Origin of the sequence: Peribacillus sp. YIM B13482 (assembly GCF_042787975.1) — a bacterium.
Classification (GTDB): domain Bacteria; phylum Bacillota; class Bacilli; order Bacillales; family DSM-1321; genus Peribacillus; species Peribacillus simplex_A.
This window is the reverse complement of record NZ_JBHZPF010000045.1, coordinates 1-16,605: the sequence shown is the minus strand read 5'-3', so window position 1 is coordinate 16,605 and position 16,605 is coordinate 1. Positions and strand designations below refer to the sequence as shown.

The 16,605-nt window shown below is 39.9% G+C and carries 14 protein-coding genes and 4 pseudogenes; 11 read left to right on the top strand and 7 right to left on the bottom strand.

Features of this window, described 5'->3' with window-relative positions:
- Positions 1-111: 111 nt before the first annotated feature.
- The 4 genes from ACFX4L_RS18780 (at position 112) to ACFX4L_RS18765 (ending at position 4,424) form a co-directional block, all read left to right on the top strand.
- Positions 112-1,464, top strand: coding sequence for an aminotransferase (locus ACFX4L_RS18780; protein WP_377383178.1), 1,353 nt, complete (start codon positions 112-114; stop codon positions 1,462-1,464).
- Positions 1,465-1,615: 151 nt separating this feature from the next.
- Positions 1,616-2,365, top strand: coding sequence for a PIG-L deacetylase family protein (locus tag ACFX4L_RS18775; protein ID WP_377405880.1), 750 nt, complete (start codon positions 1,616-1,618; stop codon positions 2,363-2,365).
- A 64-nt stretch (positions 2,366-2,429) separates the two neighbouring features.
- Entirely contained in the window at positions 2,430-3,467 is a 1,038-nt protein-coding gene (locus ACFX4L_RS18770) for a YeiH family protein (RefSeq protein WP_284472084.1), read from the top strand.
- 249 nt (positions 3,468-3,716) lie between these two features.
- Positions 3,717-4,424 carry a GntR family transcriptional regulator gene (locus tag ACFX4L_RS18765; RefSeq protein ID WP_089363302.1) on the top strand — a complete coding sequence of 236 codons (708 nt, stop codon included), beginning with the start codon at positions 3,717-3,719 and terminating at the stop codon, positions 4,422-4,424.
- A gap of 192 nt (positions 4,425-4,616) precedes the next feature.
- On the opposite strand, the pseudogene ACFX4L_RS18760 reads toward ACFX4L_RS18765, so the two are convergent.
- Positions 4,617-5,053 (bottom strand): annotated as a pseudogene (locus ACFX4L_RS18760) (divergent PAP2 family protein).
- A gap of 26 nt (positions 5,054-5,079) precedes the next feature.
- Between ACFX4L_RS18760 and ACFX4L_RS18755 the strand changes: the two are divergent.
- Positions 5,080-5,193 (top strand): annotated as a pseudogene (locus ACFX4L_RS18755) (IS3 family transposase); the annotation flags it as partial.
- Positions 5,194-5,248: 55 nt separating this feature from the next.
- On the opposite strand, the gene ACFX4L_RS18750 reads toward ACFX4L_RS18755, so the two are convergent.
- Positions 5,249-5,386: a hypothetical protein gene (locus ACFX4L_RS18750; RefSeq protein WP_167555979.1), complete on the bottom strand. Its 138-nt coding sequence runs from the start codon at positions 5,384-5,386 to the stop codon at positions 5,249-5,251.
- Positions 5,387-5,674: 288 nt separating this feature from the next.
- Here ACFX4L_RS18750 and ACFX4L_RS18745 point away from each other — a divergent pair, with 288 nt between their 5' ends.
- Together ACFX4L_RS18745 and ACFX4L_RS18740 are read left to right on the top strand one after the other, a co-directional pair.
- Positions 5,675-6,046, top strand: coding sequence for a hypothetical protein (locus ACFX4L_RS18745; RefSeq protein WP_377405878.1), 372 nt, complete (start codon positions 5,675-5,677; stop codon positions 6,044-6,046).
- 29 nt (positions 6,047-6,075) lie between these two features.
- Positions 6,076-7,347 (top strand): erythromycin esterase family protein, encoded by a 1,272-nt coding sequence (locus tag ACFX4L_RS18740; RefSeq protein WP_377383143.1) that lies wholly within the window; start codon positions 6,076-6,078, stop codon positions 7,345-7,347.
- A 126-nt stretch (positions 7,348-7,473) separates the two neighbouring features.
- On the opposite strand, the pseudogene ACFX4L_RS18735 reads toward ACFX4L_RS18740, so the two are convergent.
- Both ACFX4L_RS18735 and ACFX4L_RS18730 read right to left on the bottom strand, forming a co-directional pair.
- A pseudogene (locus ACFX4L_RS18735) lies at positions 7,474-8,134 on the bottom strand (YczE/YyaS/YitT family protein).
- Positions 8,135-8,136: 2 nt separating this feature from the next.
- Entirely contained in the window at positions 8,137-8,577 is a 441-nt protein-coding gene (locus ACFX4L_RS18730; protein ID WP_377383141.1) for a GNAT family N-acetyltransferase, read from the bottom strand.
- A gap of 122 nt (positions 8,578-8,699) precedes the next feature.
- Here ACFX4L_RS18730 and ACFX4L_RS18725 point away from each other — a divergent pair, with 122 nt between their 5' ends.
- The gene (locus tag ACFX4L_RS18725; RefSeq protein WP_377383139.1) at positions 8,700-9,152 is read left to right on the top strand and encodes a MarR family winged helix-turn-helix transcriptional regulator; all 453 of its coding nucleotides are present in this window, start codon (positions 8,700-8,702) and stop codon (positions 9,150-9,152) included.
- Positions 9,153-9,264: 112 nt separating this feature from the next.
- On the opposite strand, the gene ACFX4L_RS18720 is transcribed toward ACFX4L_RS18725, so the two are convergent.
- Genes ACFX4L_RS18720 through ACFX4L_RS18710 form a run of 3 tightly spaced genes read right to left on the bottom strand, consistent with a single transcriptional unit; the run spans position 9,265 to position 13,321 of the window.
- The gene (locus tag ACFX4L_RS18720; protein WP_377383138.1) at positions 9,265-11,124 is read right to left on the bottom strand and encodes an ABC transporter ATP-binding protein; all 1,860 of its coding nucleotides are present in this window, start codon (positions 11,122-11,124) and stop codon (positions 9,265-9,267) included.
- A complete protein-coding gene (locus tag ACFX4L_RS18715; RefSeq protein WP_377383135.1) occupies positions 11,121-12,845 on the bottom strand; it encodes an ABC transporter ATP-binding protein in 1,725 nt (574 codons plus the stop codon). Before ACFX4L_RS18715 ends, ACFX4L_RS18720 begins: the two co-directional genes overlap by 4 nt.
- Positions 12,842-13,321, bottom strand: coding sequence for a MarR family winged helix-turn-helix transcriptional regulator (locus ACFX4L_RS18710; RefSeq protein WP_377383133.1), 480 nt, complete (start codon positions 13,319-13,321; stop codon positions 12,842-12,844). The genes ACFX4L_RS18715 and ACFX4L_RS18710 overlap by 4 nt, the downstream gene beginning before the upstream one ends.
- Before the next feature lie 562 nt (positions 13,322-13,883).
- On the opposite strand from ACFX4L_RS18710, the gene ACFX4L_RS18705 reads away from it, so the two are divergent.
- The 3 genes and pseudogenes from ACFX4L_RS18705 to ACFX4L_RS18695 form a co-directional block, all read left to right on the top strand.
- A complete protein-coding gene (locus ACFX4L_RS18705) occupies positions 13,884-14,879 on the top strand; it encodes a thiamine pyrophosphate-dependent dehydrogenase E1 component subunit alpha (protein WP_061462835.1) in 996 nt (331 codons plus the stop codon).
- Between the two features lie 12 nt (positions 14,880-14,891).
- Positions 14,892-15,875, top strand: a complete 984-nt coding sequence (locus ACFX4L_RS18700; RefSeq protein WP_125163310.1) for an alpha-ketoacid dehydrogenase subunit beta — start codon at positions 14,892-14,894, stop codon at positions 15,873-15,875.
- A gap of 34 nt (positions 15,876-15,909) precedes the next feature.
- Positions 15,910-16,129, top strand: a pseudogene (locus tag ACFX4L_RS18695) (2-oxo acid dehydrogenase subunit E2); the annotation flags it as partial.
- Between the last annotated feature and the right edge of the window lie 476 nt (positions 16,130-16,605).

The window sequence follows — 16,605 nt, the reverse complement described above, 5'->3', positions numbered from 1 at the left end:
CCTGAATTTGGGTTATCGTTCCAACACCAATTCACTCTAAAGATCTGTAACAGCATGGGAACTTAACTTAATTGCATTCAATGAAAAATAAGGGGGGTTTCAATAGTGAAGATGGAAACTGAAACGAAAGACCTTGTTCAAATGGATAAAGACCATTTATGGCATGCGATGCATCGCTATAATGAGAAGGATGCTCCCATGATGGCTACAGAAGGATCCGGTTCATGGTTCACAGATACTAAAGGTAATAAATATTTAGATGGGGTTTCCGGTTTATGGTGCTTGAATCTGGGTCACGGACGAAAAGAAATCGCGCAGGCAGCCTATGAACAAATGATTAACTTATCTTACTTCCCTTTAACGTTAAGCCATAAGCCGGCAATCGAATTATCTGCAAAAATAAGTGAACATTTAAAGGGCTCCTATACCACTTTTTTTACGAACAGCGGCTCTGAGGCGAATGAGACAGCTTTCAAGATTGCCAGGCAATATCATTCACAAAATGGAAATCCAGGTAAATACAAATTCATCTCTAGGTATAGGGCTTATCATGGTAATACTTTCGGGGCGCTAAGCGCGACCGCACAGGCGAACCGGAGAGTGAAATATGACCCGGCGGTTCCAGGTTTCCTGCATGTGCCACCGCCGTACAGTTATCGAAGCCCATTTGGGGACAACGTTGAGAACACCGATTTGCTAGCAGCCGAATATATCGATCAGGTTATTAATTTTGAAGGGTCCGAAACGGTAGCCGGTGTTATTCTTGAACCATTCATCTCTGGTGGCGGGGTCCTCATTCCTTCGAAAGAATACCTAACAAGAGTTTCAGAAATCTGTAAGAAGCATGATGTTCTCTTAATTGTGGATGAAGTGGTTTCAGGTTTTGGAAGAACCGGAAAAATGTTTGGATTCATGCACTCCGATGGTGTCCAACCTGATATTGTAACGATGGCAAAGGGTTTAACCAGCGGTTATCTTCCACTTGGAGCAACGGCAGTGAATTCTAGGATTTATGAGAAATTCAAAGAGAATGGAAAGTTAAATCATTTCAGGCATGTGTCAACATATGGAGGCCATCCAGCATCTTGCGCAGTTGCTCTAAAGAATATTGAAATCATAGAAAATGAAAAAATCGTTCAACGAGTATCTGAACTCAGTGAATCGACACTCAGTGAACTCTTTGAATTGACAGCCCTGGATAAAGTAGGGGAAGTACGTGGTGTTGGATTTTTATATGGCATTGAATTAGTGGAAGATAAAAAGAAAAAAACACCTGTTTCCGATGAGTTCATGGGTAAAATAATAGGGGCTTGCAAGGAAAAGGGCCTTATCATCGGCCGTAATGGTGATACAGTTCCTGGATATGGAAATGTATTGATCATTGCACCGCCTTTATCTTCGACCGTTGAAGATTTACGCTTTGTCATTGAAACGGTTAAATCTGTTTTATATGAATTATGCTAACCATAAAAGATGATTAGCTTTAGGGTGCTATATTTATAGACGAATTTGAAGATGGGCATGATATGTCTAATCGTTTTGACATCCCATGTCCATTTTTTCATATTGGGTCTCACAGTGTGGGAAAACTGGTGAATCCGAAGTAGGAGGAAATATGCAATCACAACAAAGGTTATTGGTGGTTCTTGCTCATCCCGATGATGAATCATTCCTGTGTGGCGGAACCATTGCCAAAATGTCTGAAAGAGGTGTTCATATAACTTTACTATGTGCGACAAAAGGCGAAATGGGCAGGCGCATGGGAAATCCCATTCTTACTACAAGGGAGGCATTGCCTGAACTAAGGGTAGAGGAGTTAAAAAGAGCTTGTGAAGAATTGGGGATCAGCGACCTGCGATTTTTACATGTAAGGGATAAAACGATTGAATTTGAAAGCTTCGATTTATTGGCGGTGAGAATCGTAAAGGTGATTCGTAAGGTTCAACCGAATGCACTAGTAACATTCCATGAGAAATATGGCGGGCATCCAGACCATTGTGCGATTGGCCGTGCTGCCGAATTTGCTTTTCTAAAATCCGGTGATCCCGATTTTTATCCAGATCCAGTATTTCCACCTTTTAAAGTTCAAAGTCTGTACTTTGTCCTTTGGCATGTGTTTTATGATGAATGGTTAAAGGAAAACGGGCTGAGCAGAATCACAAGAGTGAATATAGCAGGGACTTTACAGAAAAAGATCCGAGCTTTAAGATATCATCGTTCCCAGACTCTAGCCGTTCCTGAACTGTGGGGAAACCAAAAGCCGAACTTGCCTTTTTTAAAGGAATCCGAGTATTTTATCAAAGGGAATTCACCTACTAATATAGAAGAGACCGATCTTTTTCAAACGATTGAAAGTAGGGGATGATCCTAATGATTCAGGTTATCTGGGAAGGGGGAAGGAATGTATGGAATTAGAAAAATATGAGCCAATGGAAGAAACGTGTCAGGAACAGCAAAATTCGAATTCACCGCTTCAAAATAAGGTGCTTTTATGGATGGGCGGTATCGCTTTTACCTTTTTTATAGCACTTTTAGGCTTGGGGCTGTCCAAGATTACAGGATTCAATCGAATCGGTCCTCTTGCGTGTTCGATCATCATTGCCGTGATTTATCGTCAAATCGCTGGTTATCCAGAAAAATTCCGGACGGGAATTGAATTTTCCGCTAAAAAACTTTTGCGTTTTGCCATTATTTTATACGGATTGAAGTTAAATATTGATGTGATTTTCAATCAGGGTTTGCCATTGTTGGTACGTGACATAGGGACAGTAACATTTGCCATAGTCGTGATGGTCCTGATTGCAAAGTGGTTTAAGGCAGATGCCTCCATTTCCCTTCTTCTTGCTGTTGGAACTGGGATATGCGGTGCAGCGGCTATTGCGGCAATATCTCCAATCGTGAAAGCAAAGGAAGAAGATACAGCCATAGGCGTCGGGATAATCGCTTTAATGGGAACGCTTTTCTCCATTGTTTATACCCTTTTACGTCCAATCCTACCGATGTCCGCTTTGGATTATGGTATATGGTCTGGAATCAGTCTTCATGAAATCGCCCATGTTGCATTGGCAGGAGCTCCGGCTGGTGAAGATGCGCTAGCGATTGCACTCCTCGCAAAATTGGGCCGTGTCTTTTTACTTATCCCTTTATGCTTCATTTTTATGTATTGGATGAAAAAACGTACATCCGGGAAAATGGGCCATGATGCCAAAATTGATTTTCCCTGGTTCCTCGTTGGTTTTATAATCATGAGTCTAATTGGAAGTTATGTGTTTGGAACTTATATTACTGTGTCTCCAATCGTAATGGATGGTATATCCAATACGACTACATTCATATTAACAATGGCCATGATCGGTCTTGGACTGAATGTAAGCCTGCAGGCACTGCGCACAAAAGCCATGCGTCCTCTTTTAGCCATGACCATTACCTCTTTGCTGCTTTCCATAATCTCGTACTTTATTGTTTAATCTTCCACTTGTGGTGACGGGTGCATATAGGATACCCTGAATACGAGTACTAATCGGGGCTTATTTATTCATTCATAGAAAACGGTTTTTGAATGTGAGTTGTATTGGAAAAGAAACAATGGATAATCCGTCAAATCCCAATATAAGGAAAAGTGAGTGTTGGCATGTTTGAAAATTATAACTATTTGGTTTACAATATAAGAACTGATACGAACATTACGATGTCTTTTTCTGTTTGGAGGAAATTTTATGGAGTTAGACTTTAAAAATCCAATCCCATTACACGCTCAATTAAAAACCATATTGGAAAATCAGATTTTAGAAGGTTATTATAAAGACAAAATCCCGAGTGAAAGGGAACTAATGGATATGTATTCAGTCAGCAGAAGCACTGTACGGGAAGCCGTATCCATCCTGGTTCGTGAGGGGATATTGGAAAAAAGGCATGGGAAGGGAACGTTCGTTTCCCTTAAACCCGTACAGGAATGGCTTAAGATGATAAGTTTCACTGAAACCACTAAAGGCATGGGGATTGAATTACTGGATCATGGCCGTGTAATGACGCCTGAAAATATAGCTGATGCAAATGGTTTTGAAGATGAATCTTACCATATTAAAAGGCTGCGTCTACAGGGGGATGTCCCCATAGCCATTGAATTGCATTATTATTCTTTGGACCTAGGAAAAGAATTGACGAAATTCGATTTAAGTACCACCGTATTATATGACGCACTCGAAGGAGATCTGAACATTAACTTTTGTGAAGCGGAACAAATTATAACCTGCGGCTTTCCAACAAAAGAAGATGCTGAACATTTGGGGATAAAAGAAACGATGTGTTTGCTGATTACAGAACGGATGATTTTTGATTCTGATGGTAACTTAGTAGAATATTATAAAGGATTATTCAGATCGGATATGTACTCTTTCGCTATGAAAATGTCCCGGAAGAACTGATTTTGGGGACATGAAATGACCTAAGCCTTTCTAATAAGCAGGGAGGCCTAGGTCATTTTCGGCTCTAAATTCATTGAGATAAATTATTCGGTTTTGAACTGTTAAAAACCCATTATCTTAAGTTATTGTTCGTCTATTTTAATAGCATAGGAACGTATTAATATAAGCGTTATGAAATTTTTATACATTACTTCAAGATTTAGAATATGAAGGCTTATCCACCGTTTTCAGCCGTTTGATTTTTGAGGGCTTGCCATCCTCCAATTTACCCGACATAAACCCAAGTACAACTCCAAGCAGTTCATCAGCTCCCACTTCCACAGGCTAATGTCCGAACAGTTCATTTAGTTCTTTCTCACGCTCCACAAACCCAAAACTCGGAAACTCTCCAGAAAACTTCGCAGATTATCTTCAAGATCATTCACAAGCTTAGCACCTGTATGGCGCCGAATCCCCTGAGCATCATTCATCACAATCACGGCAAACACTGTCGCAGGAGATGTCTCCGTATGCAACCAGCCTTTATTCGCTCCCACATAGGATTAGTGCGAACTTGGCATGCCACCTGTTGTGAAGGCCTGCTTCAAATCCCACTTTCCGGTCAGATTTAATATGCATAAAATTTTCAGCCCTTCCGAATGCCGATCACCGACAGCATTTTAAACAAGAACTAGAAGATTATATCCACTTCAATCACCGACGAACCAAAGCGAAATTAAAAGGCATGAGCCCAGTAGATTACCGGGTTCATGCCCTCAAGGCTGTCTAATTAAATAAAGTGTCTAACTTTTTGGGTTCACTTCAATATGACCGGTTTGTTTCATTTAAATTCCACTATCTCTTTTTGAACTTTGATCTTTATTTCTTTTATTTCCTTTACTGTTGTCCCCACTAACAGGAGCTTGTCCGTGTAATTGCGGTGAATTTTGATTTCGGCTGCCTTTATTAAATTTTTTTGTCATGTCTCACATCTCCTTTCTTATTTCAAATATAGTTTGTCCCCTTTTGGGCAGTGATATTAAGTGATATTCTGACCGACCCATTCTCACCTAAAATTAATGAAGAATCTGAACAATAATAAGTATATGGCAAATAATTTGGTTCTCCTGAAATTTATGCCAGTCTAGGCGGTTCAGGCGTGCTTTTTTCCGGGGAAAGTCATTTTTTCATAATAATATTTATAGGATTGGTCCCTTAAGGAAAATCTATAACTGATGATTATTAACAAGGGTGTTAAGGGTGGCTATGGAATGAATAAGATCAAGGATATAAACCCGGAAGATTTAAAAAAGATACAGAATGTAACCGAGCGAATGTCTTTCACAAAAAACTTCAGGTCTGCTACTGCTGAAGAATGGTTTGTTTTTATTCCCGGCTTTAAGGATCCAGTTACTGGAGGCGCTGCTGGAAAGGTTATAGTTCACTACAATCTATATGGAAACAAAGATATGTTCATTAACACGACTGTCATTCTGGATGACTTTGCTCTATTTGAGGAAGAAAATTTTCAGCTGGTTTACTCCATTTGTGATGAACTTGTAAATCGTCTAGTAGGATACGCTGATACACTACTGTCAGTACACGCAGGTTCAAATTCTTATAATGCTGAGTACAAACGATAATGGTTGTGAGAAGAATAGGAGGAAAAACAGTGCATCATAATCTGGTTCAGTCAATAATCGAACATTCAGTCCCGCTTACAAGTGAAGCTGATTGGGATAAGCTCGTTCAACAAGTTAAAAATTCAAAATTTGTTTTGCTGGGTGAGGCATCACATGGAACATCCGAGTTTTACACGGCCCGAGTTGAAATAACAAAAAAACTGATTAAAGAAAAAGGGTTCACCTTTGTAGCCGTTGAAGGCGATTGGCCCGCATGCCAGGCAATTAATAGATATGTTAAAGGTTATGACCTAGAAACTAAATCCGCACAGGATGTTCTTAAGAGTTTTGACCGCTGGCCGACCTGGATGTGGGCAAACGAGGAAATAATCGACTTGATCGAATGGATGAAACAATACAATGAGTCTGGACAAAATCAAAAGAAAATTGGATTTTATGGAATCGATATCTATAGTCTTTGGGAATCCATGGATGAAGTCATCCATTACTTAAAGCAAATTGATTCACCTGACCTCGATGCTGCCAGACAGGCGTTCACATGTTTTGAGCCATTCAATCGGAATAACGAAGAGTACGCAGTTTCGGCAGGCATTTATTCGGAAGACTGTATAGAGGAGGTAGCCGAATTACTGACAACTATTCAGCGAAAAAAAGAAAAATACCCCCATCACGAAGAATTGAATTTGAATCTTCAAGTGAATGCACTGGTGGCGTATAATGCAGAAAATTATTACAGGACAATGGTAGTTCATGACGATAGATCATGGAATATTCGAGATATGCATATGGTGGATGCACTTAATGAAATTATGGATTTTTACGGTTCTGAAGGCAAGGCGATTGTGTGGGAACATAATACCCATGTTGGCGATGCCAGTGCTACTGATATGAGAGATTCCGGGATGATTAATGTCGGCCAGGTCATTCGTGAGCAAAACCCAACTGAAGATGTATTTATCACAGGTTTCGGAACCTACAGGGGAACTGTAATTGCAGCAGACGAGTGGGGCATGGATTTTGAAATAAAAACAGTACCTCCGGCAATGAAGGGAAGTTGGGAGGAGGCTATGCACCTTTCGGGGGCGTATGATAAGTTGCTCATTTTCAATGATGAAAATCGGCAGCTATTCCTAGATAGGATTGGGCATCGGGCGATTGGGGTTGTATACAGACCGGAATATGAACAATATGGAAACTATGTACCTTCTGTATTGTCAAATAGATATGATGCTTTTGTTTACATTGATGAGACTCAAGCGCTTCACCCGCTTGTTCATGAAAAAGCACCCGTTGTGTTATAAAGGGCTTGAAGTTATTACGGTTCCTTAGCTTGAACCGGAAATACGCGGATTTACAACGTTAAGGAAATCCAAATATAAATAAGCCTATTTCCTCGATGGAAAGTGAGAAATTAAGCTTTAGTTGCTTCATAAAAGGGACAGATTGTGGAATAAAACTGAAAAATAAAGATAAAAACCGTCCTTTATAGAATGGATTTTATCTTTATCTTTATCTCTATTTGCTGATGGAATGGGGTTATTTAATAAACTACTAGTTAATGGGATAAAGTAATTGAGAAAAGGCCCTCCTAAACAACCGGTTAATAGAGTCCCGATACCAATTGTTCCATTGAATGTGATTACCAAAACAAGATAAATTAATGTTTTTGAAAAAATAATCATTCCAGTTAAATCTTGAATGATCAACATCAAACGGTCTATAGGTGCAAAATTTTCATGTAAGTAGATAGCCGTTCCTAGTCCTATAACAGCTAAACAGACAAGTTTATTGAGTATTAGTTCTGGCTGTACCAAAGCCATATTCAATTACCAAGGCCTGTTATAAAAGCTGTCAGCAGACCAAAAATTCTGGTCTTTGCCTTTTTAAAAGCGAATTTAAAAATATCATGATAAAGGCTATTATGAATTCCCAGCTTACAGTAAGGTAGACTTGTATGGAAAGCCCGTCCAAAAGGGCGCCAAATGGTGATGTTCCAAGGTCTGATTGGATAGTTAAAGAACAACCAAGGGTTAATAGTGTGATCCCGATCAGATAGAGGTTAATTTTTGTTTTACTTACATTTAACACACTTATTCATTAATTAATTCTTTTTTCATTAAAAGATGTGGACCGCCATCTTCCATAAAGACATCGGATGAAGTTTGATAGCCGAGTTTTTTATAAAAGCCCTCTGCCTGTGTTTGACCATGTAATTTAACCAGGGATAATTCCATTTCCTTTGCAATTTCTTCTAACGTTTTTATTATTATTTTTCCAAGACCAAATTTACGGTAAGGCTCTAAGATGCAAATTCTCTCCAATTTACCTAAACCATCAACAACTCTTAACCTTCCAGTTCCGACTGGTTGTTCATTATAATAAACTAATATGTGTTCAGAAGGAGCATTAAGTGTATCAAATTCATCAAATTCACTTTCTAATTGGAAACCTTGTTCCTCGACAAATACTTCTTTTCTGATATGAAAGGCTATTTTCAAATCATTTTCTGTAGTTATTCTTTTAGAATCCAATGTTCTTCATCCCTTTTCTAGATTTATTTAATAAGACAAGTCATAATAAATGTCTATCCTTTTTATAGTATAAATGAAATTAATTTTGTTGTAAATACAACAAAAAGTCAGGGGCTTTTTGAATGAAGGAAATACTCCGTGAAATTGGAATGATAGCAAGGGCATTGGACTCTATAAGTAATATTGAATTTAAAGAATTTGACCTTACAAAAGGGCAGTATTTGTATCTTGTTCGAATATGTGAAAATCCAGGAATCATTCAAGAAAAGTTAGCAGAAATGATAAAGGTCGACCGAACGACAGCAGCTCGTGCCATTAAAAAACTTGAAATTCAAGGTTTTATCGAAAAGAAAAATGATGAGGGCAACAAAAAAATTAAAAAGTTATATCCTACTGATAAAGGTGAAAAGGTCTATCCTTTTTTACAGAAAGAAGGGGAGTATACCGACAAGGTTGCATTATCTGGATTTTCTTTGGAAGAAACGGAAGCGGTGTTTCATCTTCTTCAAAGGGTCAGAAAAAATATTGAGGTAGATTGGGAATTTATGAAAAAGGGAAATAAAAGGGGATATTGATACAGCTTATAAGTTATCGCTTATTTATGGGTGACTAATCGGTGTAAGCATGGAGTGGTTGTGTATTATAAAGAGAGGCTCGATTCCGAATGGAAATCGAGCCTCTTTCTTATTAACCAGCTACATTTTCAGTAAACTGACTATTGTAAAGATCTGCGTAGAAACCATTTACTTCTAATAGTTCCGAATGCGTTCCTTGCTCGATCACTTTTCCTTGATCCATAACGAGAATCAAATCTGCATCCTTAATCGTTGAGAGACGATGGGCAATGACAAAGCTAGTCCGTCCTTCCATCAGTCTGTTCATCGCCTTTTGGATAAAGACTTCGGTCCGAGTGTCCACACTCGACGTCGCTTCATCCAATATCATGATTGGTGGATCTGCAAGAACAGCTCGTGCGATTGTCAAAAGCTGCTTTTGTCCTTGTGAGATGTTCGAAGCTTCTTCGTTCAAAACTGTCTCATAACCATCTGGCAGTGTCCGAATGAAATGGTCGGCATGTGCCGTCCGAGCAGCTGTAAAAATTTCTTCATCTGTTGCTCCATCTTTTCCATAAGCGATATTGTCCTTAATCGTGCCATTAAAGAGCCAGGTATCTTGAAGCACCATCCCAAAGTTCTTACGAAGATCATTCCTGGACATATTCCGTGTATCCAGACCATCAATTTTAATCTTTCCGGCATTTAGTTCATAAAATCTCATCAAGAGATTTATCATAGTCGTTTTTCCAGCACCAGTTGGTCCAACAATTGCGACCGTCTGTCCAGACGAGACATCGATGTTCATATCTTTAATTAACATTTCTTCCCCATATCCAAAGTCGACATGTTCAAAAGTGACAGCACCATTTGCTCTCCTTATTTTAGCTGTGGTTTTTTCTTTCATTTCCTCTTCTTCATCAAGTAGCTCAAAGACACGCTCAGCTGCTGCAACCGTTGACTGAATAATGTTTGCGATGTTGGCTGTTTGTGTGATCGGCTGGGTGAACTGCTTTGAATATGTGATGAATGCTTGAATATCACCAATTGAGATCGAACGTTGCGTTACCAATATTCCGCCGACAACGCTGATGAGGACATAGCTCAAATTTCCGATAAAAAACATCATGGGCATGATGATACCAGATATAAACTGTGCCTTTCTTCCCGCTTTATACAATTCTTCATTAACCTTAGTAAACTGGGCACTTGCCTTTTTTTCATGTCCGAATGCTTTAACGACTTGATGGCCAGTGTACATCTCTTCAATGTGCCCATTTAATTGCCCAAGTGTACGCTGTTGATCGGCAAAATGTTTTTGGGATCTTTTTAAAATAGGCCGGATTGCAAATATTGACAAAGGTAAGCTGACTATCGAGATTAATGTCAATAACGGGCTAATGGAAAGCATCATGATGATAATCCCCAAAATCGTGACGATTGATGTGATGAACTGCGTTAAGCTTTGTTGAAGGGTGCTCCCGATTGTATCAATATCATTTGTCATTCGGCTAAGTGTTTCACCGTTAGGACGTCCTTCAAAATATTTGAGAGGAAGTTTCTCGAGCTTTTTATTAACATCTTCCCGTAGATCATATACCGTTTCTTGTGCAACACTGGACATAATGTATTGTTGTACATAGTTGAAAAGGCTGCTTAAGACATACAGTCCAGCAAGTAGTAGAAGAATCTGGCCAATTTTATCAAAATTAATAGCAGCTCCAGGTATTCCTTGAAATTTCCCGTAGGCTCCTTCGAATAATTCCGTAATCGCCGTTCCCATGATTTTTGGTCCAACAATCATGAAAATCGTACTCATGATTGCAGCGAAGAACACGGCAATCAATTTGTTGCGCCGCGGTTTTAAATAGGCCAAGAGACGTCTTAGTGTTCCTTTAAAATCTTTTGCTTTTTGACCCATCATCATCATGTTACCGCCACCAGGACCATGCCCCATCTGACCGCCGCTTTGAGGTTTTTTTTGATTACTCATGCAATTTCCTCCTCTGAGAGCTGTGATAAGGCGATTTCACGGTATATGTCATTTGTACTTAGCAATTCTTGGTGTGTTCCCATACCCGCAATGTGTCCTTCGTCCAATACAATGATTCGGTCAGCGTCAACGACCGTACTGACACGCTGTGCAACGAGTAGTACCGTCGCATTTTTCGTTTCATCTTTCAAGGCTGCACGAAGGTTGGCATCTGTCTTGAAGTCTAGTGCAGAAAAACTATCATCAAATATATAAATATCAGGTTTCCTAATGAGTGCCCGTGCAATCGAAAGTCGTTGCTTTTGCCCTCCTGACAGGTTTGAGCCTCCTTGTTCGATTTCTGCATGATAGCCGTCTTTCATGCTACTGATAAAATCTTCAGCTTGCGCGATACGGGCTGCATGCTCAATTTCAGCTTGTGTGGCGGTTTGTTTTCCAAAGCGAATGTTTTCAGCAATGGTACCAGTAAAGAGGACAGCCTTTTGTGGTACAAAGCCAATTTTTGACCGGACTTCATCTTGTGATGAATTACGAATATCAACACCATTGACACGAATTGTCCCACTTAAAGTATCATAGAAGCGAGGGATCAAATTGACGAGCGTCGTTTTCCCTGAACCAGTTCCGCCGATTATTGCGGTGATTTCACCAGGTCTTGCAGAAAAACTGATATCCGATAATGCAGGCTCTTCTGCCCCTGGGTAACTGAACGTCACATGTTCAAATTCAAGTGTACCGTGTTCACGATCTGCCTTTTCTGTCCCTTCATCTAAGAATGAAGGTTTCATGTCAAGGACTTCGTTTATCCTCGTTGCGGATACAGCCGCGCGTGGAACCATAACGAACATCATGGATGCCATTACAAGGGCGAACATAATTTGCATTACATATTGGATAAAGGCCATTAAGTCCCCAATCTGCATGCCGCCGTTATCAATACGAACTCCTCCGAACCAAATGATACCAACAACCGTCAAGTTCATGACAAGCATCATTACAGGCATCATGAACGCCATGATTTTATTGACTTTGATCGAGACATCTGTCAATTCTTTATTCGCTTTCTTAAGACGTTCTTTTTCTTGGGTTTCACGATTGAAGGCACGAATGACACGAATTCCAGTTAAATTTTCTCTTAATACAAGGTTTAACCGGTCTAATCGTTTTTGCACCTTTTGAAAAAGAGGTACACCTTTGTATAGAATAAGCAGGATCGAACCAATCAACAAAGGCATAGTGACGACAATGACAAGGGATAATTTTGCATCCATGGATACTGCCATGATCACTCCACCGACTAACATGATGGGTGCACTGATTACCATACGTAGCATCATGATAACCACTTGCTGGACTTGTGTTATATCATTGGTCGTCCTTGTAATCAATGACGCGGTACCGACTTCATCAAATTCTTGTAACGAAAATTTTTCTACATGATTAAAGACTCTCAGCCGGAGATCCCGTCCCATTCCCATTGCCGCTTTGGACGAATAGTAGCTTGCGATTATGGAAGCACAAGCGCCAAGTGCTGAAACTAACAGCATCAAACCACCGATTTTCCAAATGTAAGGAGTGTCACCTCGAACGACGCCTTTATCAATAATATCCGCCATGAGTGTAGGTAAAAAGAGGTCCGACATCGATTGAATAAAAACCAGACCGATAACTGCTGAAATAATCCACTTATAAACGGATAAATTTTTCAGTATTTTTATCATTTTGTACACTCTCCTTGTTCTGTTGCTTGAGCTTCTAAAAAGTTTGTAATTTGAAGATGCGTTTCAAGCAACTCTTCATACTGTTCTTCAGAAAGCAATTCAATCGCCGATTGAAATATTTGGTGGATACTGCTTTCTTGAAAATGAATCATTTTTAATGTATTTTCCCCCTTTTCGGTGATTGACAGCTGAATCTCACGCCGGTTGCCCTCCACATGCTCTCGTTGGAGCATGCCTGCCCGAACAAGGCCATCGACCGCTTGACTCAGCGTGCTTTTTGGAAGAAACGTTTTCTCCCCAACTATTTTTTGAGTGGTCTCCTTATGAGGGGAAATGGTCATCAAAATGGAGTATTGCGGAACTGTTAAATCATTTTCTGCCGCTGTCTTTTGAACGAATCGCATGATATTTTTCTGCACGTTCCAAAATGAACGCAATAGTTGTACTGATCGAATTATTTGTTTTTCATTCTTCACTCAACATCACCATTCTTTCTTTATTAAACTGTTCCAAACTGAACATTTATTTTTATGAATTATTTTAATTTACATCTATTTTTCAACTTAGTCAACAAAAAAAACGCTTTCATCATTCCGGTGTTTTTCTTGACTTTGGTTCGTACATAAATAGGCTTTGTACTTCAGGCAAAGTCGTTTAGGAAATTCAAACAACACATTTTTTCATGTTCTTAATTCACTAGACAAGAAAATTGATCTGTTTTACAAAGTGAAATTAGTTGAAAATATGTGATAAAAAGTGTTAGGATAATATTGAATTGGATTAGTACCAGGTAATAATACTAGATGATAACGTAAATGAGAATGTATGGGTGTTAAATAGAAAGCATGTTTACATAATGGAGATTTTTCTTCCTTCGAGAAAACATAAGCGAATTTAGTTTGCGAGACAAAGAGATAGCTAAAGAGAAACAATAGTGTTTCGTGATACAGCACTCCCGTTTGAAAAGGGTGCCAGTATGAGGACCAGCATTTGGGTTTTAAAGTAAAATGTTCTGATTATTAGGAGGGATGATGACATATGGTTGAAAACCGTCATCTGCAAGCAGGTCTGAGTGATGAAAATGTTCTAGAGATGTATAAAGTGATGTTGTTGGCAAGACGTATAGATGAACGGATGTGGCTGTTGAACAGATCTGGAAAAATTCCATTCGTCGTTTCTTGTCAAGGACAAGAAGCAGCTCAAGTGGGTGCTGCGTTTGCTTTAAATCGTGAAAAGGATTATATCCTTCCCTATTACCGGGATCTTGGGGTAGTGCTTGCATTTGGGATGACCGCCAGAGATTTAATGTTATCCAGTTTTGCAAAAGCGGAAGATCCGAATTCAGGCGGAAGGCAAATGCCTGGGCATTTTGGGCAAAAAAAGAATCGCATCGTAACGGGATCTTCGCCAGTTACCACTCAAGTGCCGCATGCAGTGGGGATTGCACTCGCTGCAAAAATGGAAGGAAAAGATATCGTTTCGTTCGTTACATTTGGTGAAGGGTCATCAAACCAAGGTGATTTCCATGAAGGAGCGAATTTTGCAGGTGTACATAAACTTCCGGTTATCTTGATGTGCGAGAATAATCAATATGCCATTTCCGTCCCTATCGAAAAACAATTGGCTTGCAGCAAAGTGTCGGACCGAGCCATTGGTTATGGCATGCCAGGGGTGACGGTTGATGGAAATGATCCGATCGAAGTATACCGGGTGGTGAAAGAAGCGGCTGAGAGGGGAAGGCGTGGTGAAGGACCAAGCTTGATTGAAACGGTTTCATACAGGTTGACACCCCATTCAAGCGACGATGATGATAGTCAATACAGGTCGCCTGAAGAAGTATCGGAGGCAAAAAAAATAGATTCAATCATTACATTCGGGGCCTATTTAAAAGCTGTAGGGATCATGGATGATCAATTAGAGAAACAAATGAACGAGGAAATAATGGAAGTTGTGAACGAAGCGACGGATTATGCGGAAAATGCTCCATTTGCAAATGAAGACACGCTTTCAAAATACGTTTATGCAGATAAGTAAGGAGGAAAGAAGATGGCAGTGATATCTTATATAGATGCCGTAATAATGGCTATGCGAGAAGAAATGGAACGTGATTCCCGTGTATTTGTCTTAGGGGAGGACGTAGGGAAAAAAGGCGGCGTTTTTAAAGCGACATCTGGTTTATACGAACAATTCGGGGAACAGCGGGTCATTGATACCCCGCTTGCTGAATCAGCAATCGCAGGAGTGGGCATTGGCGCGGCCATGTATGGGATGAGGCCGATTGCAGAAATGCAATTTGCTGATTTTATCATGCCTGCAATCAACCAAATCATTTCAGAAGCTGCAAAAATTCGTTATCGCTCCAATAATGACTGGCAATGCCCTATCGTCATCAGGGCTCCATACGGCGGGGGAGTACATGGCGCGTTATACCATTCACAATCTGTTGAAGCCATTTTTGCCAATCAGCCAGGACTTAAAATTGTCATGCCATCTACGCCCTATGATGTGAAAGGGTTATTGAAAGCGGCAATTCGGGATGAGGACCCAGTCCTTTTCTTTGAACATAAACGTGCCTATCGCCTTATTAAAGAAGAAGTGCCGACTGATGATTATGTTTTACCCATTGGTAAAGCGGATGTAAAACGTGACGGCGAGGACGTTACCGTGATTACTTACGGCCTTTGTGTTCATTTTGCGCTTCAGGCAGCTGAAAGACTTGCCAGTGATGGCATATCCGTTCATATACTTGATCTGCGAACCGTTTATCCATTGGATCAAGAAGCCATTATTGAAGCTGCATCGAAAACAGGAAAGGTCCTATTGATTACTGAAGATAATAAGGAGGGGAGCATCATTGGTGAAGTATCGGCAATTATTGCAGAAAACTGCCTCTTCGATCTGGATGCTCCAATCATGAGACTGGCAGGCCCGGATGTTCCAGCGATGCCATATTCCCCGGCATTGGAGAAGTCCTTCATGGTGAATCCTGAAAAAGTCGAAAAGGCACTGCGGGACCTGGCAGCCTATTAAATGATCGGCACGGAGGAACGAACCTTGTATTTCCGTTATTAATCATTCCGATGAAAAATCAATTAAGGAAATTGCCAAGGATGTCCGTGAACTTGCCCAAAAATTCCGAACAGGTAAGGTGAAACCTGAAGATATGGGAGAAGGGTACATTAACAATCAATAAAACAGGTGCTTTCTGTTCCATTCAGCCAATGGGGATAATCAATCATCCACAGAATACCACCCTTCAAGTTGAGTCTATCGTCAAACGACCTTAGAATTTTATAGGATGTTATACGTTGCAGCAAGTCGGGCAAATAATAAACTTTACCTTGTATTTATTGGAGACGAGACTGCAGCGAGTATAGACCAAGCACCTGAAGGGTAATGTTCGAACAAGTTGACTATTTCATAAATTATTATTACTTTCAATACCATCCATATATAGTTCATATAATACAGATCAGTAATCATCAAAATCTGCCTTTTATATCGGGGTTGAATCTTAAAAATGAACGTAAGTCTAGCAACTATAAAAAAGTTTGCCAGACTTTTTTTGCGCTAAATATAAACCATAGAAGCGTGAAAAAATAATCTATTTGATTACGCTAGAGAGGGCTTATATATCTCGACCGATTTTTTTAAAAGGCTCTTTTCGTAAGATTGTTGTTTACAAAACGAAACTATTTAAGGTTGATTGGAGCGGAAGTGCGAGACTCCTGCGGGAGCAGCGGGACAGGTGAGACCCCAC

What these genes read in the sequence shown, in the direction of transcription:
- ACFX4L_RS18780 (WP_377383178.1), top strand. Translation starts at nt 112, where the DNA reads ATGGAAACTGAAACGAAAGACCTTGTTCAAATGGATAAAGACCATTTA.
- ACFX4L_RS18775 (WP_377405880.1), top strand. Translation starts at nt 1,616, where the DNA reads ATGCAATCACAACAAAGGTTATTGGTGGTTCTTGCTCATCCCGATGAT.
- ACFX4L_RS18770 (WP_284472084.1), top strand. Translation starts at nt 2,430, where the DNA reads ATGGAAGAAACGTGTCAGGAACAGCAAAATTCGAATTCACCGCTTCAA.
- ACFX4L_RS18765 (WP_089363302.1), top strand. Translation starts at nt 3,717, where the DNA reads ATGGAGTTAGACTTTAAAAATCCAATCCCATTACACGCTCAATTAAAA.
- ACFX4L_RS18750 (WP_167555979.1), bottom strand. Translation starts at nt 5,386, where the DNA reads ATGACAAAAAAATTTAATAAAGGCAGCCGAAATCAAAATTCACCGCAA.
- ACFX4L_RS18745 (WP_377405878.1), top strand. Translation starts at nt 5,675, where the DNA reads ATGAATAAGATCAAGGATATAAACCCGGAAGATTTAAAAAAGATACAG.
- ACFX4L_RS18725 (WP_377383139.1), top strand. Translation starts at nt 8,700, where the DNA reads ATGAAGGAAATACTCCGTGAAATTGGAATGATAGCAAGGGCATTGGAC.
- ACFX4L_RS18720 (WP_377383138.1), bottom strand. Translation starts at nt 11,124, where the DNA reads ATGAGTAATCAAAAAAAACCTCAAAGCGGCGGTCAGATGGGGCATGGT.
- ACFX4L_RS18715 (WP_377383135.1), bottom strand. Translation starts at nt 12,845, where the DNA reads ATGATAAAAATACTGAAAAATTTATCCGTTTATAAGTGGATTATTTCA.
- ACFX4L_RS18705 (WP_061462835.1), top strand. Translation starts at nt 13,884, where the DNA reads ATGGTTGAAAACCGTCATCTGCAAGCAGGTCTGAGTGATGAAAATGTT.
- ACFX4L_RS18700 (WP_125163310.1), top strand. Translation starts at nt 14,892, where the DNA reads ATGGCAGTGATATCTTATATAGATGCCGTAATAATGGCTATGCGAGAA.